This window comes from Novosphingobium sp. G106, assembly GCF_019075875.1.
In the GTDB taxonomy this organism is placed as follows: Bacteria; Pseudomonadota; Alphaproteobacteria; order Sphingomonadales; family Sphingomonadaceae; genus Novosphingobium.
This window is the reverse complement of the sequence record NZ_JAHOOZ010000001.1, coordinates 3306455-3329085: the sequence shown is the minus strand read 5'-3', so window position 1 is coordinate 3329085 and position 22631 is coordinate 3306455. Positions and strand designations below refer to the sequence as shown.

28 protein-coding genes and 1 pseudogene are annotated in these 22631 nt (G+C 67.5%); 8 read left to right on the top strand and 21 right to left on the bottom strand.

Annotated features, from left to right (window positions below; translation table 11 throughout):
• Position 1 precedes the first annotated feature (1 nt).
• The 7 genes from KRR38_RS15850 to KRR38_RS15820 all read right to left on the bottom strand — a co-directional run bounded on the left by KRR38_RS15850 (position 2) and on the right by KRR38_RS15820 (position 5736).
• The gene (locus KRR38_RS15850) at positions 2-298 is read right to left on the bottom strand and encodes a DUF2849 domain-containing protein (protein WP_217403317.1); all 297 of its coding nucleotides are present in this window, start codon (positions 296-298) and stop codon (positions 2-4) included.
• Complete coding sequence (cobA, locus tag KRR38_RS15845; RefSeq protein ID WP_217403310.1) at positions 295-1065, bottom strand: uroporphyrinogen-III C-methyltransferase; 771 nt, start codon at positions 1063-1065, stop codon at positions 295-297. The genes KRR38_RS15850 and cobA overlap by 4 nt, the downstream gene beginning before the upstream one ends.
• 107 nt (positions 1066-1172) lie before the next feature.
• Complete coding sequence (locus KRR38_RS15840) at positions 1173-1478, bottom strand: hypothetical protein (protein WP_217403308.1); 306 nt, start codon at positions 1476-1478, stop codon at positions 1173-1175.
• Positions 1475-2395 (bottom strand): mechanosensitive ion channel family protein, encoded by a 921-nt coding sequence (locus tag KRR38_RS15835; RefSeq protein WP_217403306.1) that lies wholly within the window; start codon positions 2393-2395, stop codon positions 1475-1477. The genes KRR38_RS15840 and KRR38_RS15835 overlap by 4 nt, the downstream gene beginning before the upstream one ends.
• Positions 2392-3603, bottom strand: coding sequence for a cystathionine beta-lyase (gene metC, locus KRR38_RS15830; RefSeq protein ID WP_217403291.1), 1212 nt, complete (start codon positions 3601-3603; stop codon positions 2392-2394). The genes KRR38_RS15835 and metC overlap by 4 nt, the downstream gene beginning before the upstream one ends.
• Before the next feature lie 54 nt (positions 3604-3657).
• Positions 3658-4503 carry a 3-mercaptopyruvate sulfurtransferase gene (sseA, locus tag KRR38_RS15825; RefSeq protein ID WP_217403289.1) on the bottom strand — a complete coding sequence of 282 codons (846 nt, stop codon included), beginning with the start codon at positions 4501-4503 and terminating at the stop codon, positions 3658-3660.
• A gap of 60 nt (positions 4504-4563) precedes the next feature.
• On the bottom strand, positions 4564-5736 hold the full coding sequence (locus KRR38_RS15820; protein WP_217403287.1) for a hypothetical protein: 1173 nt from the start codon (positions 5734-5736) through the stop codon (positions 4564-4566).
• Positions 5737-5838: 102 nt separating this feature from the next.
• Here KRR38_RS15820 and queF point away from each other — a divergent pair, with 102 nt between their 5' ends.
• Complete coding sequence (gene queF / locus KRR38_RS15815; RefSeq protein WP_217403285.1) at positions 5839-6312, top strand: preQ(1) synthase; 474 nt, start codon at positions 5839-5841, stop codon at positions 6310-6312.
• Here the strand turns inward: queF and KRR38_RS15810 are convergent.
• Entirely contained in the window at positions 6294-6587 is a 294-nt protein-coding gene (locus tag KRR38_RS15810; protein WP_217403283.1) for a hypothetical protein, read from the bottom strand. The genes queF and KRR38_RS15810 overlap by 19 nt on opposite strands.
• Positions 6588-6732: 145 nt before the next feature.
• Here KRR38_RS15810 and KRR38_RS15805 point away from each other — a divergent pair, with 145 nt between their 5' ends.
• On the top strand, positions 6733-7317 hold the full coding sequence (locus tag KRR38_RS15805; RefSeq protein WP_217403273.1) for a hypothetical protein: 585 nt from the start codon (positions 6733-6735) through the stop codon (positions 7315-7317).
• A gap of 1 nt (position 7318) precedes the next feature.
• Here KRR38_RS15805 and KRR38_RS15800 read toward each other — a convergent pair whose 3' ends face one another.
• Positions 7319-8206, bottom strand: coding sequence for an SDR family NAD(P)-dependent oxidoreductase (locus KRR38_RS15800; protein WP_217403266.1), 888 nt, complete (start codon positions 8204-8206; stop codon positions 7319-7321).
• A gap of 84 nt (positions 8207-8290) precedes the next feature.
• Entirely contained in the window at positions 8291-8806 is a 516-nt protein-coding gene (locus KRR38_RS15795; protein WP_217403264.1) for a hypothetical protein, read from the bottom strand.
• Between the two features lie 114 nt (positions 8807-8920).
• Between KRR38_RS15795 and modA the strand changes: the two are divergent.
• The 3 genes and pseudogenes from modA (at position 8921) to KRR38_RS15780 (ending at position 11016) form a co-directional block, all read left to right on the top strand.
• Positions 8921-9690: pseudogene (gene modA / locus KRR38_RS15790) on the top strand (molybdate ABC transporter substrate-binding protein).
• 14 nt (positions 9691-9704) lie between these two features.
• A complete protein-coding gene (gene modB / locus KRR38_RS15785; protein ID WP_217407293.1) occupies positions 9705-10400 on the top strand; it encodes a molybdate ABC transporter permease subunit in 696 nt (231 codons plus the stop codon).
• Positions 10390-11016, top strand: a complete 627-nt coding sequence (locus KRR38_RS15780) for a molybdenum ABC transporter ATP-binding protein (RefSeq protein ID WP_217403261.1) — start codon at positions 10390-10392, stop codon at positions 11014-11016. The genes modB and KRR38_RS15780 overlap by 11 nt, the downstream gene beginning before the upstream one ends.
• Here KRR38_RS15780 and KRR38_RS15775 read toward each other — a convergent pair.
• From KRR38_RS15775 to KRR38_RS15755, 5 genes are all read right to left on the bottom strand, one after another.
• Positions 11013-11909, bottom strand: a complete 897-nt coding sequence (locus KRR38_RS15775; RefSeq protein WP_309141062.1) for an NAD(P)H-hydrate dehydratase — start codon at positions 11907-11909, stop codon at positions 11013-11015. The genes KRR38_RS15780 and KRR38_RS15775 overlap by 4 nt on opposite strands.
• On the bottom strand, positions 11902-12666 hold the full coding sequence (locus KRR38_RS15770) for a histidine phosphatase family protein (protein ID WP_217403255.1): 765 nt from the start codon (positions 12664-12666) through the stop codon (positions 11902-11904). Before KRR38_RS15770 ends, KRR38_RS15775 begins: the two co-directional genes overlap by 8 nt.
• Entirely contained in the window at positions 12663-14030 is a 1368-nt protein-coding gene (locus tag KRR38_RS15765; protein ID WP_217403253.1) for a L,D-transpeptidase family protein, read from the bottom strand. The genes KRR38_RS15770 and KRR38_RS15765 overlap by 4 nt, the downstream gene beginning before the upstream one ends.
• Before the next feature lie 30 nt (positions 14031-14060).
• Complete coding sequence (locus KRR38_RS15760; RefSeq protein WP_217403251.1) at positions 14061-14387, bottom strand: hypothetical protein; 327 nt, start codon at positions 14385-14387, stop codon at positions 14061-14063.
• Positions 14388-14740: 353 nt separating this feature from the next.
• A complete protein-coding gene (locus tag KRR38_RS15755) occupies positions 14741-16195 on the bottom strand; it encodes a cobyric acid synthase (protein ID WP_217403249.1) in 1455 nt (484 codons plus the stop codon).
• A 72-nt stretch (positions 16196-16267) separates the two neighbouring features.
• Between KRR38_RS15755 and KRR38_RS15750 the strand changes: the two genes are divergently transcribed.
• Positions 16268-16528: a hypothetical protein gene (locus KRR38_RS15750; RefSeq protein ID WP_217403244.1), complete on the top strand. Its 261-nt coding sequence runs from the start codon at positions 16268-16270 to the stop codon at positions 16526-16528.
• 122 nt (positions 16529-16650) lie between these two features.
• Here the strand turns inward: KRR38_RS15750 and KRR38_RS15745 are convergent, their stop codons facing one another.
• Both KRR38_RS15745 and KRR38_RS15740 read right to left on the bottom strand, forming a co-directional pair.
• Entirely contained in the window at positions 16651-17115 is a 465-nt protein-coding gene (locus KRR38_RS15745) for a GreA/GreB family elongation factor (RefSeq protein ID WP_217403242.1), read from the bottom strand.
• 11 nt (positions 17116-17126) lie between these two features.
• The gene (locus KRR38_RS15740) at positions 17127-19007 is read right to left on the bottom strand and encodes an ABC-F family ATP-binding cassette domain-containing protein (RefSeq protein ID WP_217403240.1); all 1881 of its coding nucleotides are present in this window, start codon (positions 19005-19007) and stop codon (positions 17127-17129) included.
• Positions 19008-19273: 266 nt separating this feature from the next.
• On the opposite strand from KRR38_RS15740, the gene KRR38_RS15735 reads away from it, so the two are divergent.
• Positions 19274-19684, top strand: a complete 411-nt coding sequence (locus tag KRR38_RS15735) for a low affinity iron permease family protein (RefSeq protein WP_217403238.1) — start codon at positions 19274-19276, stop codon at positions 19682-19684.
• Between the two features lie 63 nt (positions 19685-19747).
• Complete coding sequence (ppk2, locus tag KRR38_RS15730; RefSeq protein ID WP_217403236.1) at positions 19748-20662, top strand: polyphosphate kinase 2; 915 nt, start codon at positions 19748-19750, stop codon at positions 20660-20662.
• 6 nt (positions 20663-20668) lie between these two features.
• Here the strand turns inward: ppk2 and arsC are convergent, their stop codons facing one another.
• Genes arsC through KRR38_RS15710 form a run of 4 tightly spaced genes read right to left on the bottom strand, consistent with a single transcriptional unit; the run spans position 20669 to position 22522 of the window.
• Entirely contained in the window at positions 20669-21079 is a 411-nt protein-coding gene (arsC, locus tag KRR38_RS15725; protein ID WP_217403234.1) for an arsenate reductase (glutaredoxin), read from the bottom strand.
• Positions 21076-21735, bottom strand: coding sequence for an MIP/aquaporin family protein (locus tag KRR38_RS15720; RefSeq protein WP_217403232.1), 660 nt, complete (start codon positions 21733-21735; stop codon positions 21076-21078). The genes arsC and KRR38_RS15720 overlap by 4 nt, the downstream gene beginning before the upstream one ends.
• Positions 21732-22073, bottom strand: a complete 342-nt coding sequence (locus KRR38_RS15715; protein WP_217403230.1) for a helix-turn-helix transcriptional regulator — start codon at positions 22071-22073, stop codon at positions 21732-21734. The genes KRR38_RS15720 and KRR38_RS15715 overlap by 4 nt, the downstream gene beginning before the upstream one ends.
• Positions 22073-22522: an ArsI/CadI family heavy metal resistance metalloenzyme gene (locus tag KRR38_RS15710; RefSeq protein WP_217403224.1), complete on the bottom strand. Its 450-nt coding sequence runs from the start codon at positions 22520-22522 to the stop codon at positions 22073-22075. The genes KRR38_RS15715 and KRR38_RS15710 overlap by 1 nt, the downstream gene beginning before the upstream one ends.
• Between the last annotated feature and the right edge of the window lie 109 nt (positions 22523-22631).

Sequence of the window (22631 nt, the reverse complement as noted above, 5' to 3'; positions counted from 1 at the left end):
GTCAGATCACCCAGTTGCCGGCATCGGGCTCGGCGGGCTTGAGGGACAGGTCGAGGCGCACGGTCGGCCCCAGCGCGCGGATGCGCTCCTTGATGTGGTTCGGGCGGATGCCTTCGGGCGTCTGCTCGGCGTCGACCACATAGGACGAATTGACGTGGCGCGCGGCTTCTTCGCGCGCGAGAATCTCGGCGGCGTGATCGCCCGCCTCGACCGCATCCTCGACGTGGAGCGACCAGCCCTGGCCGTCCCACCAGATGACAGCTCCCGTTTTCAGGTCGTTGCCCGTAAGAATCTTCACCGTTCTACCTCCGCTGCGAATGTCCGCAGTTCCTGTTCCGATTGCCCCGTCACCTCGCCGATGACGATGAGTGCGGGGCTCTTTACCGCTTCGCGCGCGACAAGCGAGGGCAAACCGGCAAGCGGCCCACGCAGAACGCGCATATCGGCGCGCGTCGCCTTTTCGATCACCGCGACGGGGACGTCGGGCGCGAGGCCGTCGGCCATCAGCTTCTCGGCGATCGCCTCGCTGGTGGCGACGCCCATGTAGATCACCAGGGTGCGGCCCTTGCCGGCGAGGCCCGACCAGTCCTGCTCGGTCAGGCCCTTGCACTGGCCGGCGACGAACGAGACGATCGAGGCCGAGGCGCGGTGGGTCAGCGGGATCTGCGCGGCGGCAGCGGCCCCGATGGCGGCGCTGATGCCGGGCACGACCTCCACGGGCACGCCGGCGGCATTGCAGGCCTCGACCTCTTCGCCACCGCGGCCGAAAATGAACGGATCGCCGCCCTTGAGCCTTACGACATCGTCCCCGGCCAGCGCCGTGCGGACGAGCAGCGCGTTGATCTCTTCCTGCGCCATCGTGTGGCGCGAGCGCTGCTTGGCGACCGAGATCAGCTGCGCGGCCGGGTGGGCCAGCGCCAGTATGGCCGGATCGACCAGCCCGTCATGCACGATCACCTTGGCGCAGCCGATCAGCCGCGCGGCTTTCACCGTCAGCAAGTCGGGATCGCCGGGACCGGCGCCGACGAGGTGGACCGTCCCTCTGGGCTCGCGGGAATTTTCCATGAGCGCCACATGGCGATGTGCGCTGCAACATGCCAGCGAGATTGCATTGTTGGGGGGTAGGAGAGCTTTAGGTGGGTTTCCGATAGAGCAATTCGGCGAGCGCGCGGTTAGCCGATATTGCGCTTGCTCCGAACACGAATCGCCAGAGCGGCGGTGAATGGCGACGGGATGAGGATGGAAAAGAGGAGCCCCAAGGAAAAGAAGCCTAGTGTGTTGCGCCAATCCCAGCAGTTGGCCGCAAAGCTGATGACCGGATAAGTCTCCACAATGCGGCCCTTTATATAGTCGTCGCATATTGCAGGCATTGTCATCTGATCAATTAGTTCAAATTCATCGACGATTGCTAAAACCAAAGCGATCGCCACCAGAAGATGCGCGCAAAGCCAGAGAATGCCGACGAGCCATTTGGTCACCGCCGCAATCCCTCCACCATCTCCCTTAACGCCTCCAAATCCCGCAACCCCACCTCGCGCTGGTTCGTGTTCGGCAGGGTGATCCCGTTCTCCTGGAACAGCTTCCAGGTCCGCTTGAGCACTTCGGAGCGGACGTTGGTCAGGCCTTCCTCGGGATCTTCGATCCAGATGCGGATTTCGTAGGCAACGCCGTTGCCGGTGAACGCAGTGATCCAGGCGGCCGGGGGCGGGCTGGCCAGCACGCGGTCGATGCTGCGCGCGGCTTCGAGCATCAGCCGCTCAGCCAGTTCGAGATCGGTGGTCGGCGAGACCATCAGCGCCACGTGCACGCGCACGTCACGGCTGGAATAGGACCAGTTCTCCACCTGATTGATCATCAGGTTCTCGTTGGGGATCAGGTATTCCTTCTTGTCGCGCGTGATCACCGAGACCGCGCGCATGCCGATCTTCTTGACCTGGCCAACGGTGTTGGTGGTCCCGTCGTTGACCGTGATGACGTCGCCCGGCTTGATCGAGCGGTCCATCAGCAGGATGATCCCGGCGATGAAGTTGCCGAAGGTCTTCTGCAGGCCGAAGCCGATGGCGAGGCCGAAGGCGCCCGAGAACACGGTCAGCGCGGTCAGGTCGATGCCGAGGATGTCGATGCCGACGAGGACGCAGATGATCCAGACGCCGATCGAGACCAGCTTCTCGCCGATCAGCCGCTCGGCCACGTCGAAGCGGGTCAGCCGGCGGAAGGTGTGGCGCACGCCTATGCTGGCAATCCGCCCGACGACAAACAGGCCGACGATGACGACGACGATGATCAGCGCCCGCAGGATCGATATGCGCGAATTGCCGACGTCGAAACCGATCGAATCGAGCTGCTGCAGCACTTCGGCAAACCCATCGTGCAGGCGGCTCTGCTCCAGCTTCACGGCTTGCCCATTTCGGCGAAGGCCTGGTCGAGGTCGGCGATGAGATCGGCCGGGTCCTCGAGCCCGATCGACAGGCGCACGCCGAACCGGTCGGCGGGGTTCATGCCGGCGGAAGGCCAGGGCGTAGCCGCGCGAAGCGGCGCAGGGTCGACCGGCACGACCAGGCTTTCGAAGCCGCCGAAGCTGTAGCCGATACCGAACAATTGCAGGGCGTCGATGAAGCGCGCGCGGCCGTCCGCGTCGCCGCCCTTGAGGACGAAGCTGAACAGGCCGCAGCCGCCGAGGAAGTCGCGCTGCCATATTTCGTGGCCCGGCGAACCCGGCAGCATGGGGCACAAAACCCCCGCCACTTCGGGCCGCGACTGGAGCCAACTGGCAATCTCAAGCGCACTTGAGGTTTCCTGTTTCAGCCGGACTCCCATCGTCCGCAGGCCGCGCAGGACCAGCGCCGCGTCGTCGGGCGAGACCACTTGGCCGAGTGCCTGCGCCGTGCGGCGCAGCCTGGCGTAAAGCTCGGTTCCGGCCGAAGCGCTGCCCATCATGACGTCCGAATGGCCGCCGACATGCTTGGTCAGCGACATGACCGAGATGTCGACGCCGCGCTCCAGCGCCGGGAAGCCGAGCGGGCTCGCCCAGGTGTTGTCGATCACCGAGATCATGCCGCGGCTGCGGGCAATCGTGGTGAGCGCGGGCACGTCCTGAACTTCCATCGTCAGGCTGCCCGGGGCTTCGAGCAGAACCGCGCGGCTGCGCTCGCAGATCATGGCTTCGAAGGCCGCGACGTCGAGCGGATCGAAGAAGCGTGTCTCGACGCCGAAATCCTTGAGCAGGTTCATGCCCATGACCCGGGTGGGGTCATAGGCATTGTCAGTCATCAGCAGCACGTCGCCCGGCCGCAGCACTGTGAGCAGCGTACCGGCCAGCGCCGCGACGCCCGAAGGGTAGAGCATCGTCCCTGCCGCGCCGGGCTCGATCTCGGTCAGCGCATCGGCCAGCGCCCACTGCGTCGGCCCGCCGCGGCGGCCGTAGAAGAAGCGGCCGTCCTCGTTGCGCCTGGGTCCGTCCTTGTGCGCGGCCATGTCCGGATAGAGATGCGTCGAGGCCCGCCACACGGGCGGATTGACCACGGCGCCAGTCCACTCGGGTCGTCGCCCGGCGGTGACGAGTTTGGTCGCGGGGTTCTGCTTGTCGGTCGGGGTCTTGGCCATCGGCGCGACAATGCCCGCACGGCATTCGGAAGGAAAGGGGGCAGGGCGCCCGGACTAGGCCGGCCCAAGGACCTTGGGCGTCTCGGGGTCCGAACCCCATTCGCTCCAGCTGCCGTCGTAGAGCGCGACGTCCTGCTTGCCGATCAGGTGCAGCGCGAAGGCCAGCGCGCAGGCGGTCATGCCGCTGCCGCAGGTGGTGACCAGCGGCCGGTCGAGATCTACGCCTGCTTCCTCGAACACGGCCCGCAGCGCGGCCTTGTCCTTGAACGTGCCGTCGGGCGCATAGAGCGCCTTGTACGGGACGTTGCGCGAACCCGGTATGTGCCCGGATTCGACGCCGGCGCGGGTCTCGCGCTCCTCGCCGGTGAAGCGCGGGGCGCCGCGCGCATCGACCAGCTGCTCGCCGCCACTTTCCAGCAAAGCGATAACATCGGCTTTGCTGCGCAGGCTCGCCGTGTCCGACCAGGCGGTGAAGTGGCGTTCGCGCAGGGCCGGCTGGCCTGTGGAAATTTCGCGCTCCTCGGCCTTCCACTTGGCCAGGCCGCCGTCGAGGATCGCCACGTTGTGAGCACCGAACACGCGGCTCAGCATGTACCAGGCACGCGCTGAAGTCTTGATTGCGCTGTCGTCGTAGAGAACGATCCGGCTGCCGTCGCCGAGCCCCAGGCTTTGCATGCGGCTGGCGAATTTGTCCGCCGGGGGCAGCGTGTTGTCGATCGGCGAATCGGGATCGACCAGTTCGGCGAGATCGAGGAAGACGGCGCCCGGGATATGCCCCGCTTCGTATTCCCCGCGCGCGTCGCGCCGGGCGTCGGGCAGGTGATAGCTGGCATCGACGATCCGCAGATCGCTTGCGCCCATCTCATGGGCGAGCCATGCAGTCGAAACCAGACTGTCCATCACTACCTCACCGCCCTGGCATAATGCCTAACCCGCTGATCGGAAGAGGTCGAGGCCCAATCATGCCGGCATCTCGAGTTCGCGCTGATCGAGCGCGCGATCGACGCCGGGTCCGCGATCGAGCGGGAAGGGACGCAGCGCCCCGCCGGGTTGCTCGCTCGCCTGCCCGATGACGAAGACGCGCGTCGTGGCGCTTTCGGGCGTTTCGGCGCGAAACCGCGCGAGCGGCACGAAGACGCGGGATCCGCCGCTGTTGATCGGCAGAATGCTGGCGATCGGCATCCGCAGTTCGCCGCTGAGCGTCACCGATTCGCCCGGAGCCAGTGCGGGAACCTCATGGATCGCCGCTAGGGCGGCTTCGCCCGGCGCGAGCTGCTCTGCGGCCGAGAGCGAAGCATGCGCCGAGACGATGTCGCCGGCGATGCGCAACGGGCCGCTCGAGGCATCCGACTGGTTGGTCAGCGTCAGCCGGTAGGCCAGCGTCGCATTGACCATCGCACGACTGAGATGGCGCGCCTCGAGTTGCATCTCGAGCGGGCGCAACTGTGCGCGTGGTGGTGGAGGCGCGGTGGAGGGCGCCGCCGGCGGCGGTTCGCGGCGGGACGGCGGGTGCGTGAGCGATGCGGGCGGGCTGGGCGCGGGCTCGAGATCGGCGGTGGGCTCGTATTCGACCGCTTCACTACCGCGGGCACGATGTCGCCAGCGCAACAGTCCGCCGAGCATCAGGACCAGCGCGGCAGCGATGGCGATCCATAGCCAGTGCTCATTCTCCTCTGGCGCCGCCATGGCGGGCACAGGGGCCGTCGAAGGTGCAGCCGCGGGCTCGGTCGCGACAGCAGTCGGCACGGCCGCCGGTTCGACCTTGGGCAGCGGAACGGCCGTCGGTGTCGAGCTGGGCGCGGCTTGCGCTTCGGCCCGCGGCGAGGGAGCCACGCGCGGCGCGGCTGCGGTGCTCGGCCGGACCGTGGGTGTAGCCGCTGCGGGAGCAGGCGGGACGACGATCGGAGGCGCGACGGTTGGCTCGGGCGCCGGGGTGTTCTTCGACGGCGCAGCGACGGGGTGGTCGCTATCGACCGGTCCGGCCGCGGTGGCGGTCGGCAAGGGGGCGGGCGGCAGGCGGTAGTCCTGCACCGATTGGGCCTTCGCCGAACTGGCGAGCGCCAGCAGCGCCGCGATCAGCGCCCATCGCCCCGCCAAAGGCCGCCGTGTCGATCTGTCCGGTGTGCGTTTCATGCCCTGAGCCAAACCATCGTCCGCCCGCGTGAACCCCGTGTGAACCCTATCCGGTCTTGCCGCCGACTTGTGCGCGGCGCGCGATGACGGCAAGAGGCGGCGATGAGCGATACATCTTCGACTCCGCCCGGCGCCCCGTTGCATCTGGGCCAGCAGAGCGCCCTGCCGGCCTCGCCCGAAGCGGCGGTGCTCGACTATGTGCCCAATCCGCGCTCCGGTTCGCAGTACCTCGTGCGCTTCGCCGCGCCCGAATTTACTTCGCTCTGCCCGGTCACCGGCCAGCCCGATTTCGCCCATCTCGTCATCGACTATGCGCCCGGCGCGACGATCGTCGAATCGAAGAGCCTCAAGCTGTTCCTCGGCTCGTTCCGTAACCACTGCGGCTTCCATGAAGACGTCACCGTCGGCATTGGCCAGCGGCTGTTCGGCGAAATGGCGCCGCAATGGCTGCGCATCGGCGGCTACTGGTATCCGCGCGGGGGCATCCCGATCGACGTGTTCTGGCAGTCCGGCGCGCCGCCCGAAGGGCTCTGGGTGCCCGACCAGGGCGTCGCCTCCTACCGCGGTCGCGGCTGACCATCGCGCTGGGCGACTGCCAGCCGGATCGAGGCGACGGCCTCGCCCTCGGTCGGATCGCCCGAACTCCGCGCCACGCTGGCGTCGCTGCTCACCGGCAAGCAGCGCGCTTCCACCGACGGGTAGTCGGCGCTGAGGGCGATGTCGCTTTGCAACGCCATGTCGGCATCGGCCTCGCAGAGCAGCTTGGCCTCATAGTGCTTCGGTGTCGTGGCAAGGCGTTCGCACTGACTGCCGTCATCGGCACAGCCGAACAGAAGAAGCGCGAAAAGCATGGCGAAATTCCTTTGCCCGCTTAACGGCGGCGGCGCTGATTTGGTTCCGTGTTCCCGGGACTTTCGAAGATATTCAGCCAAGGTGGTGCGGGCATTTCCGGGGCTTCACAAATCCGTCGCGCAAGCGGCGTAGGAATCCCGTCCCATGTCCGCAGAATCGTCGTCTCACTACACCGTTCCGGGCCGCGATTGCGGCACCTGCACCGTCTGTTGCAAGGACCTCGCCATCGTGCAGCCGGAGTTCACCAAACTCCCCGGCATCCTGTGCGAGCACTGCGTGCCGGGCCAGGGCTGCGGCATCTACGAAACCCGCTTTTCGATCTGCCGCCAGTACGATTGCGGCTGGCGCAGCCTCGACAATATGGACGACAGCTGGCGACCGGACCGCAGCGGCGTTCTCATCACCCTCGAATTCTCGGACCAGGGTCTGGCCGGGGCGAACCTGATCCTCGTCGGCGGCGAAGCGGCCGCCTTGTCCGATCGTTTCGCCGGCATGGTTGCGGGCTTCGTCGAAAGCGGCACCGAGACGTTCCTGGTCATGCCGGCCGATGCGGGAATGATGGCCTTCCACATCCCGCTCAACGGCGCGCTCGGCCCGGCAATCCACGCGCGCGACCTGGGCGAGGTGAAGGCGATCATCGCCGAGGCCTGCGCGGCGATGATGGCGCAGGAGCCGGTGCCGATCAGTCCCGAACTGATGCAGCCCGCGGCCTCGGCGACCGCCTCCTAGTTCAGGCGAGCAGCTTCTTCAGCGAACCGGCGAGCGGCGCGGGCATGAAGCCGTCGCCTTCGGGCCAGTCGATCCAGCCCATCGCCGCATAAGTGCCGCCGTCGACGTGCAAGGTCGTGCCGGTGACCGTGCGCGAGAGATCGCTGGCGAGGAAGATCACGCCATCGACCACTTCTTCGGGAGTGGGCGCGCGCTTCATCGGCACGTAGAACGCGCTCGACTTGTCGAGCGCATCGGGCCCCAGTTCGATCAGCCGCGCGACGTCGGTGGGCGAGAGCGCGGCGTTCGAGGCGCGTGCGAGCGTCGTATCGCTGGCGAGGCAGTTCACCCGGATCTTGTCCTGTGCGATCTCGACCGCGAGCGTGCGGCTGAAATTCTTGAGTGCCGCCTTGGCCCCGGCATAGACCGCGAAAGTCGCAGCGCCACGGTGCGCCTCGATCGTCGTGAAATTGACGATCGAGCCGCCGTTCCCGCTCTTGCGCAGCAGCGGCAGGGCACGCTGGCAGCTGTCGATATGATAGCCGTAGTTGAGCCGGATGTCCTTCTGGTGCGTCTCGCGCGTCGTCTGGTCGAACATCGACCGGGCGACACCGCCGGCGACGTTGACCAGGATGTCGATGTGGTCGGTCTCCGCTTCCACCGCATCCCAGAACGCGTCGAGCGATGCCTCGTCCATCACGTCGGCATAGTGCGCGCTGATCTTGCCGCCCATGGCTTCGACCTCGGGGACGATCGTGGCCAGCCCCTCGCGGTCGTTGTCGCAGCAGATGATGCGCACGCCTTCGTTGGCGAGGCCCACCGTGGTGCCCCGGCCCAGATAGCCGGCGGCGCCGCCCACCACGACTGCGATCTTGCCCTTCATGGCCTCGTGCGCTTCGCGCAGTCCCATCCCGATCTCTCCTGCTTGGCCGGCTTTCCGAGCCGGATTCGCGGGCAACCTATGTTAGTGGCCGACTGGCCACAAGCGCTTGCTCTAGGATCGGACGCGCAAGCGGACGATGCGCCGTTCGTCCTGCTGAGCGGGATCGGCGAACCAGGTGACTTCCACCTCGATGCCGCGTTCGAGTTTCGCCTTGCTACGTGCGAGTTCGCAAAGCGAGGCGGGCGAGAGGCAGTTGCCAACGACCCAGGAGAACCGATCCGCGCCCATGTCGAAGCCTTCGCTGACCACGGTCTTGTAGCTGTTCTTCATCGACGAGGTGGTGTCGCGGGTGCGGTTCTCGAGATGCCAGGTCTGGTCGATCGTACCGCGCGTCGTCTGCAGGCCTTCGCCGCTTGCGAGCATCTTGCGGATGCGGATCTGGTCCCAGCTCGGCACCAGGCCGCCGAATATGCCGATCACCGCAATCCCGAGCGGGATGATCCACAGCAGCCTGCGTCCGCTAAGCCGCCAAGCCAGACAAGCCGTCAGCAGCACGAGCGCGGCTGCGGCCGGCCATAGTCCTGCCAGCGGCTCCGCGCTTCCGTCGAACGCTTCGATCATCGCCATCCCCCGGATCCCCGGATCATAACGGCTGGACGCAGCGAGTCACCGTCCCCGTTTGCGCTTTTCCCGCGCCCGCAAATCTATATACGCGGGGATATAACCGTCCCGGAGAGCCCGATGCGCCGCCTGCTCGCCAGCCTGCTGTCCCTGATCGCCCTGACTGTCGCCGCGGTCGCCCCGGCGGGAGCGCAGCCGCGCGCACCGCTCGTGCTCGCGGCGGCGAGCCTGCAGGAATCGCTCAACGCTGCTGCGGACGCCTGGGCACGCCATGGCCATCCGCGCCCGACCATCTCCTTCGCCGGCTCCTCCGCCCTGGCACGCCAGATCGATCCGGCGCCCCGGCAGACATGTTCATCTCCGCCGACGAGGAATGGATGGACTATGTCGCGAAGAAGAACTTGCTGCGCCCCGCCACGCGGGTTTCCTTCCTGACCAACCGGCTGGTGCTGGTCGCCCCCGCGGCGAGCCAGACGCGGCTCACTATCGTACGTGGTTTCCCGCTCGCGCGTTCGCTCGGCGACGGTCGGCTCGCCATGGCCGATCCCGATAGCGTGCCCGCGGGCAAGTACGGCAAGGAGGCGTTGACCGGGCTCGGAGTCTGGCCTTCGGTCGCGGGCAAGGTCGCGCGGGCCGAGAACGTTCGCGCCGCGCTGGCGCTGGTCAGCCGCGGCGAGGCGCCGTTCGGCATCGTCTATGCCACCGATGCCCGGGCCGATCGCGGCGTGCGGGTCGTCGGGGTATTCCCGGACAGCAGCCACGCGCCGATCACCTATCCGGTGGCGACGCTGGCCAAGGCGACCAGCCCCGATGCCGATGCCTTCCGCCGTTACCTGATCTCGTCCGAGGGCAAGGCGGTGTTCCGCAGCTTCGGCTTCGGCACGCGCTAGGGAGGAACGGGACGCTGCTCTCGCCCGAGGAATGGGGAATCGTCGCGCTGTCGCTGCGGGTCAGTGCAGTGGCGATTGCGGTCGCGCTGCCGGTCGCGTTCGGGCTCGCCTGGCTGCTTGCGCGCGGGCGCTTCCCGGGCAAGGTCCTGCTCGACGCGCTGGTGCATCTGCCGCTGGTTCTGCCGCCGGTGGTGACCGGCTGGATGCTGTTGCTGGCCTTCGGCAACAACGGCCCGGCGGGGCGCTTCTTCGCCGAGACGCTGGGGCTGACTTTCATGTTCCGCTGGACCGGCGCGGCGCTCGCCGCCGCGGTCATGGCGCTGCCGCTGATGGTCCGCGCGATGCGGCTGTCGATCGAGGCGGTCGACCGCCGGCTCGAAGGCGCCGCGCGGACGCTGGGGGCGGGACCCTGGCGGACCTTCTTCACCGTGACCCTGCCGCTGACCCTGCCCGGCGTGCTCGCGGGCTTGGTGCTCGGCTTCGCACGCTCGATCGGCGAGTTCGGCGCGACGATCACTTTCGTCTCAAACATCCCCGGTGAGACCCAGACCCTGCCGCTGGCGATCTATGCGGCGCTGCAGATGCCCGGCGGCGAGGCGGCGGTGACGCGGCTCGCGGGAATTTCCGTGCTGCTGTCACTCGGAGCGCTGGTGGCGTCGGAAATGCTCGCGAGGCGCAGCGGGCAGGGGCGCGGCTTTCATGTCGTTTGAGATCGACATCGCTATCGAACGCGGCGCGGCGCGGATTGTCGCCAGTTTCAGCGCGCCCGAAAAGCTGGTGGCACTCTTTGGTCCGTCCGGCGCTGGCAAGACCTCGATTCTCGATAGCGTTGCCGGCCTGCTCAAGCCCGCGCGGGGCCGCATCGCGGTGGGCGATACCGTCCTGTTCGACAGCGAAAGCCGTATCGACTTGCGGCCCGAACAGCGCGCCTGCGGCTACGTCTTCCAGGACGGTCGCCTGTTCCCGCACAAGTCCGTGCGCGACAACCTGCTCTACGGCTGGCGGCTTGCGCCCGAGGACCGGCGCTGGATGAAGCTCGAGGAAGCGGTCGATTTCCTCGGCATCGGCCACCTGCTGGCGCGCATGCCGCGCACCTTGTCGGGCGGCGAGGCGCAGCGCGTCGCCATCGGCCGGGCGCTGCTGCGCGGCCCGGGCTTCCTGCTGATGGACGAGCCGCTGTCCTCGCTCGACGCGGCGCGGCGCGAGGAAATCATGCAGGTGATCGAACGCATCCGCGACGAGCTGCGCCTGCCGATACTCTACGTCAGCCATGACCGCGCGGAGGTGGAGCGGTTGGCTGACGTGGTGATCCCGATCGGGGCCTAGATCGTCTTCATCAGGCCCGGCACGTGGCCGAGCAACTCGCGTGCCAGGAAACCCAGCGGGCCGATCTCGACCGCGCAGCGGCGGCCTGCCTCGCCGTGCAGCCAGACCGCCCAGAGCGCGGCGTCGAGCGGCGGGGCGCCGCGGGCGACGAGGCCGGCGACAATGCCGGCCAGCACGTCGCCCGAGCCGCCCGTCGCGAGGCCGACGCCGCCACCGGCATAGGCGAACAGCGCGCCGTCGCGGTCGGCGACGAGGCTGGTCGAGCCCTTGAGCGTGACCACCGCGCCATAGCGCTCGGCCGCCTGCCGCACCGCGGCGGGTCGGTCGGCCTCGATATCGGCGGGATCGCACTGGAGCAGCGCCGCCATCTCGCCGATGTGCGGTGTCAGTACCGCGGGGATCGGCCGGTGGGCGACTTCGGTCGCGCGGAACGAAAGGTTCATCAGCGCACCTGCGTCGAGGATCAGGCCGCCCTGGCCGTCGTCGGCGAGCAGGCGGTCGACCGCGCCGCATGCCCCGGCGCCCTGGCTCATCGCCGGTCCCGCCACGACCGCGTCGCAGCGCGCGATCTGGGTTTCGATGCCGGCGGGGAGGGCGGCGATCTCGCCGTCCGCGTCTTCCTCGCAGGGGAAGACCGCGATCTCGGGCATGGCGATGCCGAGGGCGAGCGCGATCGAGGCTGCGGTCGCGACCTGCACCTTGCCGGCGCCCGCGCGCAATGCGGCTTCGGCGGTCAGCAGCAGCCCGCCGGGGACCCGCGCGCAGCCGCCGACGATGAAGACCCGCCCGCGCGCATTCTTATCGGCATGGACGCCGGGCTCGGGCAGTGGGTGCTCGCGCAGCCAGTTACTGTCGAGCGGCATGATCGTCTCGCCGTGGATAGTTTCAGCCACGCGCCGCCACCATCTCGTCGGGCGCGGCGGTGATCGGGGTGTGGCCCTCCTCCATCGGCGCTGTGACGTTGTAGCGTGCCAGCACGAGCCCGCCGTCGCGGCCGTGGGCGGGGTCGAAGCGGTATTCGGTGATCGCGCAGTTGGCGACGTCGCCCTGCTTGTCGATCGCCAGGATCTCGGCCTCGGTCAGGTTCTCGATGACGTAGCGCAGGCAGAGCACCACCACCTGGTGCGCGACGATCATCACGCGCCGCCCGCCGTAGTGGAGCGATACCGTGTCCATCAACGCGCGCAGGCGGAAGATCACGTCGGCCCAGGACTCTCCGCCGGGCGGCCGGTGATAGAACTTGCCGAGCAGCTTGCGGAACTGCGCCTGCTCGGGCTGCAATTCGTGGATCCCGGCCACGGTCAGGCCATCGAGAATGCCGAACTCCTTTTCGCGCAGCCGCTCGTCGAGGCAGATCTTCTCCTCGGGATGGCAGCCGCCGGCGTCGCGGAACAGGCGGGCTGTCTCCAGCGCGCGCAGGTAGGGGCTGGAAAGCATGATCTCGGGGCGGCCGTCCTCGTGCGAAGAAGCGAACCAGCGGCCGAGCGCCTGCGCCTGCTCGCGGCCGAGATCGGACAGGGGGACGTCCACATCGCGGCTGGTCAGCGCGATGCGGGCGAGGCCTTCGGCGGTCGCCTTGTCGCGCGCCAGATTGCCGGCGCTCTGGCCGTGGCGAACCACCCAGAGCACGCTGGGCCAGCGCGGGGTCATGGCCGGTCCGCCCTGCTGCGGTCGTTGCGCGCCAGCCTAGCGTCACCGACCGCGTCGCGCGCATAGACATCGCCGTGGAACGCGATGCGGCCCTGGTCGGGCATAGCGGTCAGGTAGGTGATGTAGACCGGCACGACTTCGGGCAGTTCGATGCGCTGCTCGGGCGAACGCTGGCGGCGGGGCAGCGGCTTGCCGAGCAGCCAGCGGCCGAGGCGCTGGGCATCCTCCAGCCGCACGCAGCCCGAACTGAACTGTCGCGCGTCCTTGAGCAGCAGGTCCTTGTCGGGCGTGTCGTGGAGGTAGATGCCCTGCGGGTTGGGGAACATGAATTTGACCGTGCCCATGAAATTGGGGCCGCCCGGAAGCTGGCGCACGCGCGGCTGCAAGGTGCCGGCATCGACCGCGTGCCAGTCGATAGTCCCGGGATCGACGACCTCGGGCTTGTCGCTCCAGTCCGAGAGCACCTGATAACCGCCGTTCGCAAGGTAGCCCTGGCCCTTGGCCAGCACGTTGTAGGCGATGCGGCTGCGCACGAGGTCGCCCGGTACGTTCCAGTAGGGATTGACGATGGCATAACGGATGAAGCCCGCCATCATCGGCGTCTGCGTCGCCTCCTCGGGCTTGCCGACGACGACGCGCATCGTGTCCGTGGGGCGGCCGTCCTGGTACATCCACAGCCGCGCGCTGGCGGCGTCGATCAGCACGTAGCGGCGTGCCGGATTCGCCGGAATGGCGCGGATCCGGTCGAGATTGAGCGCGATCTGGCGGCGTTGGTCGTCGGCATAGCGCGGATCGCCCAGAGCTGCGCGCAGCGGAGCATATAGCGGGTGCATCCAGCCCATTGTGCTGACATAGGTTTCCAGAGAGGGCGCCCGGGCAGCGGCCTGGAGCGCCGAAGTGGTCGTCGGGACAACCGGGCTCAGCGCCTGCGTCTCGTAGATCATCGGCGCGCGGCGGCCCGAACGGAGCGCCTTGACGTAGTCGGCGTAGCCCTTCGACAGCGCCAGTTCGGCCTTGGCGACATCTTCCGGCGTGCCGCTGGCAGCACGGTCCAGAGCGCGCGCGATGTTGCCGGCTTTGAGCTTTCCCGGTTTCAGCCGGTCGCGATCGGCCGACTGCAACTGGCCGATCAGCAGGCTTGCGGCGGGCGAAGGACCGCGGGCGTCGAGCCACAGCGGCCGATAGCCACGCGCCGCATAGAAGGCGCGCAGGTCCGAGCCTGCACGCTTGGCGATTTCCGCCTGCACTGCGCCGCCGGGATTCCGCGTCGGCGCCGCCGCCACGGGCTTGGCGCCAAGCGGAGCGGCACTCACCGGAATGAGTGCCGCTCCGCACAGAGCGAACAGCAGGGCGCGTGTACCCATGCCGTTCGTCCCCCCTGCGGTCCATCGTGCTCAGCCGCGTTCGCCGCTGCGATAATCGGCTGGAACCGGCTGCACTGTCGGCGCGCCTTCGTAGTAGCGGCCTTCGCGCATGTAGCCGTCGACGCATCCGTCATTGTTGGCATCGGCCCAGATCGCGCCGGCCAGACCGCCGACAGCCGCACCGACCAGCGCACCGCCAAGGACGCTGACGCCGCTGGCCACTGCGCCGAGCGCTGCACCGCCGGCACCGCCCACGGCCGCGCCGGTCAGCGCCGAGCCGCCGACCGAGCGACAATCGCGCGGCGCCGGGGCAGCCGCAGTCTGGTATTCGGGAGCCGCGGGCGGCGGGCTCGCCATTGCGGTTTCCTGGGTGGAGGCACAGGCGGCCAGAGGAATCGAAGTCGCCACGAGAAGCAATAAAACGGAAGGTTTCACAGTCCATCTCCTTCGAGCACGGAGCGGTCAGCCGGAAACGGTTTCGCCGCAACGTTTACCCCCATCGCGCAAACGCCGGAGCGCGCGCTGTGTTCCGTTGCGCACAGAGGGTCGGAAGCTGGCGGGAAAATATAGTTAACCGTGTGATAAAACCCACATACGCCGCGACGCGCGGGGCCCTAGTCCGGGTGTCGGCTCATATCGAATGCGACCCGAGAGCCGACAACCTGGCCTCCGCTTCGGCGGGGGCTTCTTTTTTGCGACCGGGCGTGAAACTAGGTCAGGCCGGCAAGCCCTGCGAGCGCGTCGATGTCGAGGTGCCGTTCGAGCTCGCGGGCGATATCGTCGAGCGCCGCGTCGACTGTTGCCGCATGGTTGGCTTCCTCCGAACGCGCACCGATTCGTTCGAGAAGCGCGCGGCGCAGGCCGGAGCTGGCGAGCTGGCCGTGGACGTAGCTGCCGAGGACCCGGCCGTCCGCGCTCATGGCACCGTCAGGGCGCTCGCCACCCAGTAGCGCGAAAGGCCGGGCGCAGTCCGGACCGGCGGTTTCGCCGAGGTGCATCTCGTAGCCTTCGAAGTTCTCGCCTAGCGCCCTGCCGGTCACTTGGCGAAGCACCTTGTCGGCCGAGAGCGTGGTTTCGATGTCGAGCAGGCCGAGGCCCGGTATCTCGCGCACCTCCCCTTCGATGCCGTGCGGGTCGGACACGCGCTTGCCGAGCATCTGGAAGCCGCCGCAGAGCCCCAACACCATGCCGCCGCGGCGGTGGTGGGCGAGGATGTCGATGTCCCAGCCCTGTTGGCGCATCGCCGCGAGATCGGCGATCGTCGCCTTGGAGCCGGGCAGCACGATCAGCGCGGCCTCGGCCGGGATCGGCTGGCCGGGCGGGACCATGACGAGCTCCACGGCGGATTCGAGCTTCAGCGGGTCGAGATCGTCGAAGTTCGAGATGCGCGGCAGGATCGGGCAGGCGATGACAGTGCGGCCGTCACCGCGCGCGGAGCGGCGTTCGAGTACGACCGCATCCTCGCTGGGAAGCCGTGCGGCGGCGGTCAGCCAGGGGACCAGGCCGAAGCCGCGCCAGCCGGACAGTTCCTCGATCTGGCGGTAGCCGTCCTCGAACAGCGCCGGGTCGCCCCGGAACTTGTTGATAATGAAGCCGCGGATCATCGCCGCGTCGGCCGGGTCGATCACCGTGCGCGTGCCGACCACTGCCGCGATGACGCCACCGCGGTCGATGTCGCCGACCAGCACCACAGGAACCTCGGCGGCGCGAGCGAAGCCCATGTTGGCGATGTCACCCGCGCGCAGGTTGATCTCGGCGGGCGAGCCGGCGCCTTCGACGACGACGAGGTCGCACTGCGTTTCCAGCCGGCGATAGCTCTCCATCACCTCCGTCAGCAGCGCGCCGCGCGCCGCGCGGAAATTGCCCGAGCCGAGCGTGCCGCGGACCTTGCCGTGGACGATGAGCTGTGAGGTGCGGTCGGCCTGCGGTTTCAGCAGCACCGGGTTCATGTCGGTATGCGGCTCGACCCGGCAGGCCAGCGCCTGCAATGCCTGGGCCCGGCCGATCTCGCCGCCGTCGACCGTGACCGCGGCGTTGTTCGACATGTTCTGCGGCTTGAACGGGAGCACCGAGAGCCCGCGGTTGGCGAAGGCGCGGCACAGGCCGGCGACGAGCACCGACTTGCCGACGTCGGAGCCGGTGCCTTGCAGCATCAATGCGGGCATGCGGACTCCTTGCGCAACTTGGGTCCGCCGCTAAGGGAAATTCGCTAGAGTGGAAAGCCAAGGATTCCGCGGATGGATTTCGACGACCAGCTTCGCCGCTACTTCGCGACGACCGATCTTGCCGCTGTCCCGCCTGCGGCGCTGGTCGCCGGGGTGGAGAAGATGCGCGTCGATTTCGGCATGGAGCAGGACCGCGCGCGGCGTTTCGCGCTGTGGACCTTGCTGCACATGTTCGGGGCAGCGCCCGATCTCGACGTTGCCTTCAAGGACGAGGCCGACCGCGACGCCGCGCGCGACTTCATGGAAATGATGGAGCGCGCGGAAGAAGAGTGAGCCCTCCAATGCCGTCACCCCTGCGAAGGCAGGGGCCTAGATGACGGTGCGTCATCGCGCCTTCGGTGTCATGACGAGAGCTTATCTGGGCCCCTGCCTGCGCAGGGGCGACGGGTAGTGGGTTAGCTCAATGCCTCTACCGACAAAACCTCGATCGCCTCTTCCTTGTCGCCGAAAGGCAGCAGTTCGCCCGGCTCCGCGCCGAGCAGCGCGCGGGCGAGCGGGGCGGAGAAGCTGATCGATCCGCGGGCGGGGTCCGCCTCGTCGTCGCCGACGATGGATAGTTCGCGCGGCTTACCGTTCAGCCGGAAGCTGACGGTCGTGCCGATTTCTACCGTCTCGCCGGTCGGTGCCGGCACCACTTCGGCGGTGATCTGGCGTGTCTGCCAATAGCGCAGGTCGCGCTTCACCGCCTTGATCCGGTCCTCGTCGGTCTCGCCGGCAAGCTGGGCTTCGATCTCGGCAACACGCTCACCGATCAAGGCCAGCCCGCGCGGGGTGACCAGATTCGGCCCCGACGGGATCGGGATCTCGAACTTGGGTTCGAGGTGTTCCTCATCGCCCTCGCGGCGAAACGCTACGCTCATCGCTTAATCTCCTAAGCAACAAACGCTTCGATGGCCTCGTTGGCTTCCATCCATTTCACTTCGGCTGCCGCTACATCGTCTTCGATCTGCGCGCGGCGCTTCATGAGCTCGGTCATGGTGAGCTTGGCCAGTTCCCCGCTAGCGGAAGCGGGATCGAACATAGCCTGGTCGACCGCGCTACGCTGCGCGGCGAGCTTTTCGAGCTCGCCCTCGAGCGCCTTGGCGCGCTTGCGCAGTTCCTGGCTCTTCTCGCGCGCCTCGGCCGCGGCCTTGCGCTGGTCCTTCTTGTTGACGCCCTTCTCGCGCCCGCCGCCACCGGCCGACGACGCGGGCTCCTTGGCCAGCACGAAGGCGATGTAGTCGTCGATCGAGCCGTCGAATTCCTTGGCCACGCCGCTGTCGACCAGGACCAGCCGATCGGCGGTCATTTCGAGCATGTGGCGGTCGTGGCTGACGATGACCACGGCGCCGGTATAGTCGTTGAGCGCCTGGATCAGCGCCTCGCGCGCGTCGACGTCGAGGTGGTTGGTCGGCTCGTCGAGGATCAGCATGTGCGGCGCGTCGCGCGTGATCAGCGCCAGCGCCAGCCGCGCGCGCTCGCCGCCCGACAGCTTGCCGACCTCGGTGGTCGCCTTGGGCCCAGAGAACCCGAACCGGCCGAGCTGACCGCGCACGGCGCCGGGCGTCGCGCCCTTCATCAGCACTGTCATGTGCTGCAGCGGCGTCTCGCTGCGGTCGAGCTCTTCGACCTGGTACTGGGTGAAATAGCCGACGCGCATCTTGCCGCTGGCGTTCATCGCCCCATCCATCGGCTTGAGCTGCGCCGCCAGCAGCCGCGCCAGGGTGGTCTTGCCGTTGCCGTTGCGGCCGAGCAGCGCGATGCGGTCGTCAGGATCGAGCCGCAGATTCAGCCGGCTCAGCACCGGCGTTTCGCTGTAGCCGACGCTCGCCATGTCGAGCGTGATCAGCGGCGGGCGCAGCTCGTCCGGGTTGGGGAACTCGAAGCTCAGCGAGGGATCGTCGATGATCTCGGCGATCGGCTGGAGTTTGGCCAGCGCCTTCTGGCGTGATTGCGCCTGCTTGGCGGTCGAGGCGCGGGCCGAGTTCTTGGCGATATATTCCTGCAGGTGCTCGCGCTGCGCCTGCTGCTTGGCCTTGGCCGAGGCGAGCTGCGCCTGGCGTTCGGCGCGCTGGCGCTCGAAAGCGTCGTAGCCGCCCGGATAGAGCGTCAGCTTGCCGCCCGACAGGTGCAGGATGTGGTTGACCACGTTGTTGAGGAAGTCGCGCTCGTGGCTGACCAGTAGGATCGTCGCCGGGTAGCTTTTGAGGAAGTCTTCCAGCCACAGCACGGCTTCGAGATCGAGGTGGTTCGAGGGTTCGTCGAGCAGCAGCAGGTCGGGTTGCGAAAACAGCAGCGCGGCGAGCGCGACGCGCATCCGCCAGCCGCCCGAGAAACTCTCCAGTGGGCGGTGCTGCGCTTCTTCGTCGAAGCCCAGCCCGACGAGGATGCGCGCGGCGCGCGACGGCGCCGAATGGGCATCGATCGCGATCAGCCGCTCGTGGATCTCGCCGAGGTGGTGCGGGTCGGCGCAGGTCTCGCTCTCGTGCATCAGCGCGGCGCGTTCGGTATCGGCTGCGAGCACGGTCTCGAACGGGCTGGCGTCGCCGCCCGGCGCTTCCTGCGCGATATAGCCGAGCCGGGCACCGCGCGGCATCGACACTACGCCCGAGTCGGGTTCGAGCATGCCGGCGATGACGCGCACGAGCGTGGATTTGCCGGCGCCGTTGCGGCCGATCAGGCCAATGCGGCCGCGCGGCGGCAGCTTGGCCGTGGCATCGTCAATGATCGTGCGTCCGCCGAGGCGCACCGTGATTCCGGAGAGATTGAGCATCGGGCGCGCCTAGCAGGTGGGTGGCGCCCCGTCGACTGTGGCATCAACAGTGGTGCCGTCCGCCCCCGATATACCAGGGACGGACGGCAGTTCGATGTCAGTGGAACAGCAGCCAGAGGACGATGATGACGGGGATCGGAACCCCGACCAGCCAGAGAAGTGCAGCCTTTCCCATAGGGTTACTCCTTGTTTTCGATCGGGGCTGAAACCACTGGCCGCGCCGAAGGTTGCTCATCGTGCCAATTCGGTATCTGGAGCGTGCTTTCATGGACCGTATCTTCACACGGCTCGCCACGATGATTTCCGCGGCGGCGGGTCAGCCACTGGCTTTCGTACTGGCGCTCGGCGTCATCGTCGTCTGGGGCCTAAGCGGGCCGATCTTCGCCTATTCGGACACCTGGCAGCTGGTGGTGAACACCGGCACGACCATCGTAACCTTCCTGATGGTTTTCCTCATCCAGAACAGCCAGAATCGCGATGCGGGCGCGATGCAGGCCAAGCTCGACGAACTGCTGCGCGCCGTCGAGACGGCGCGCGAGCAGTTCATCGCCATCGAGCATCTGACCGACAAGGAGATCGAGGAAATCCGCGCGGGCATCGAGCACGAGGCCAACTGCGAGGAAGGCGAAAAGAAGGCCGCCACACGGTCGCTCGAACACCTGCTGCGACGACATTGAGCGATCGTCGCATTAGTGTCACCAAACTGGGGCAGGTCTCAAGGGCAGTGAAGGAGTGTGCCCATGACCCCGCCCACCAGCCCGGCAGACCTCGAGCGCATCAAGCAGGAAATCAGCGACGATTTCGACGAGGAACTGGAGCTGGAGCTCGAAGAGGCCCGGCTCGAGGACGTGCTGGGGATTGATGAGGGCGAGCGGCCCGAATACCTCGACCGCAAGGTCTATTTCCGCGAGCTGTTTCGCCTGCAGCACGAACTGGTCCGGCTGCAGGACTGGATCGTCCACAAGGGGCTGCGCGTTGTCGTGCTCTTCGAAGGCCGCGATTCGGCGGGCAAGGGCGGGGCGATCAAGCGTATCACCCAGCGGCTCAACCCGCGCGTCTGCCGCGTCGCCGCGCTGCCCGCGCCCAACGAGCGCGAGCGGACGCAGTGGTATTTCCAGCGCTATGCCGCGCACTTGCCCGCCGCGGGCGAAATGGTGCTGTTCGACCGCTCCTGGTACAACCGCGCCGGCGTCGAGCGCGTCATGGGCTTCTGCAGCGAGGACGACGTCGAGGAGTTCTTCCGCTCGGCCCCCGAGTTCGAGCGGATGCTGGTGCGCTCGGGCATCATCCTGATCAAGTACTGGTTCTCGATCAGCGACGAGGAGCAGCAGTTCCGTTTCGCGCTGCGCATCCACGATCCGCTCAAGCAGTGGAAGCTGTCACCGATGGACGTCGAATCGCGCGCCAAGTGGGAAGACTACACGCGTGCCAAGGAAGCCATGCTCGAGCGCACCCACATCCCCGAAGCGCCCTGGTGGGTGGTCCACGCCGACGACAAGAAGCGCGCGCGGCTGAACTGCATCAGCCACTTGCTCGATCAGTTCGATTTCGACGACGTGCCCAAGGCGCCGGTCACTCTGCCCGAGCGTGTCCGCCACGACGATTACATCCGCCATCCGGTGCCGCCGGAGCTCTACGTGCCGGAGCGGTTCTAGCGGTCGTCAGAGGCGTACGACTTCGCCGTCTTCCTTGACGAAGCTCTCGGGCTTGCGCTCCAGCAGTTCCAGCACGACTTCGGACGGACGGCAGAGCTTCGTGCCCTTCGGCGTGACGACGATCGGGCGGTTCACCAGGATCGGCTGCGCCAGCATCGCCTCGATGATCGTCTCGTCCGACACGCCGGGGTCGATCAGGCCGAGCCCGGCAGCCGGCGTGCCTTTCTCGCGCATGATGTCGCGGGGGCGGGCACCCATGGCTGTCAGCAGTTCACCCAGCAGCGGGCGCGTCCAGCCGACCTTGCGATATTCGACTACGGTAGGGGCGTATCCGGCGGCTTCGATCATCGCCAGCGCGTTGCGCGAGGTGCCGCAGTCCGGGTTGTGGTAGATCGTGATGGGAAAGAGGTCGGTCATTGCGGGCAATCCTCTCTGAACAGCCATGTGAAGAAGCCGACGCCCACCACCCCGCCCACGATCTGCCCGGCGATGAACAGCGGGGCCGATGCGGGGGCGATCCCGGCGAAGGTATCGGACAGGCTTCGCGCGATCGTTACGGCGGGGTTGGCGAACGAGGTCGAAGCGGTGAACCAGTAGGCGGCGGTGATGTAGAGGCCGACTGCCGTCGGGGTGAATTCGGGGCGCGATCGCTGCGTGCCGAAGATCGTGCCGATCAGGCCGAAGGTGGCGACCGCTTCGGAGAAGCCTTGCGCGGGGCCGTCGCGGAGCTTGGTCGATACCTGCAGGATCGGCTCGGCGAACATCGCATGTGCCATCCACACGCCGAGCACGGCACCGACGAGTTGGGCGGCGACATAGGCGGCAACGGATCGGCGATCGGCTTCGCCGCGCAGGGCGAAGGCCAGCGTCACCGCCGGGTTGAAATGCGCGCCGGACACCGGCCCGAACACATGGATCAGAACGACCAGCCCCGCGCCGGTCGCGATCGTGTTGCCGAGCAGGGCAATCGCATCGTTCCCGCCGGCCAGGCGTTCGCCCATGATGCCGGAGCCGACGACGATTGCGAGCAACAGGGCGGTGCCGACCAGTTCAGCTGTTGCACGCCGGATCATTTGGAGGGACAGCAGCCTAGGGCGACCGCCGCGAGCGGGGCGCAGATTTCGGGGCGGCCGTCGCAGCAGTCGGCGACCAGAAAGCCGAGCAATTCGCCCATGCCGTCGTAGTCGGCCGAATAGATGACCGAGCGGCCTTCGCGGCGTGAGCGGACCAGCCCGGCATGGCCGAGGATCGTGAGATGGGTGGAAAGCGTATTGGGCAGGACGCCCACCTCTCGGGCGATCTCGCCCGCAGGGACGCCGTCAGCGCCCGCACGCACTAGCAGGCGAAAGACCGCCAGCCGGTGCCCGTGGGCAAGCGCCGAGAGGGCTTCGACCGCTTCCGGCAGCAGCATCAGCAGCACGCGGTCTTTGGGGCCGCGGCGGGCGCGCCGCACGCGCTGGCCGCTGGATCCGGCAGCACTTCGTCCTCGCCGTATGCGGTGCTTTCGCCGTGCGTGAAGAAGGTCTCCCAGCGCACGCCCGCCGTGTCCGTCACCCACGATTTGTCAGACTTCGCATAGCAGCAGGTCGTCGCTGCCTGGTCGAAGGTGGTGGCGCCAGCGGTCTTCAGCCGGGTCGCCAGTTCGGCCAGTTCGTCGGCACTATCCACTTGAACGCCGACATGATCGATGCCGGTGTCGCGGGCACGCGATGAGATCGCCAGGTTCACGCACGGATCGTCCAGCATCCATTTCGCATAGTCGTCCTTCACGACCGACGGTGGTGCATCGAACAGCGTGCTGTAGAACGCGACGGCCTCGTCGATCGACGGGACGCTAACGTGCAGGTGCAGGCGCTTCATGCTCGATTCCCTTTGATTCGATAATTCCATTATTATCGAAATATCGAATCTTACAAGAGACATATTCGGGACGGTGCAGCATGAAGCCTGGTCTCGGAAAGGCGGCAAT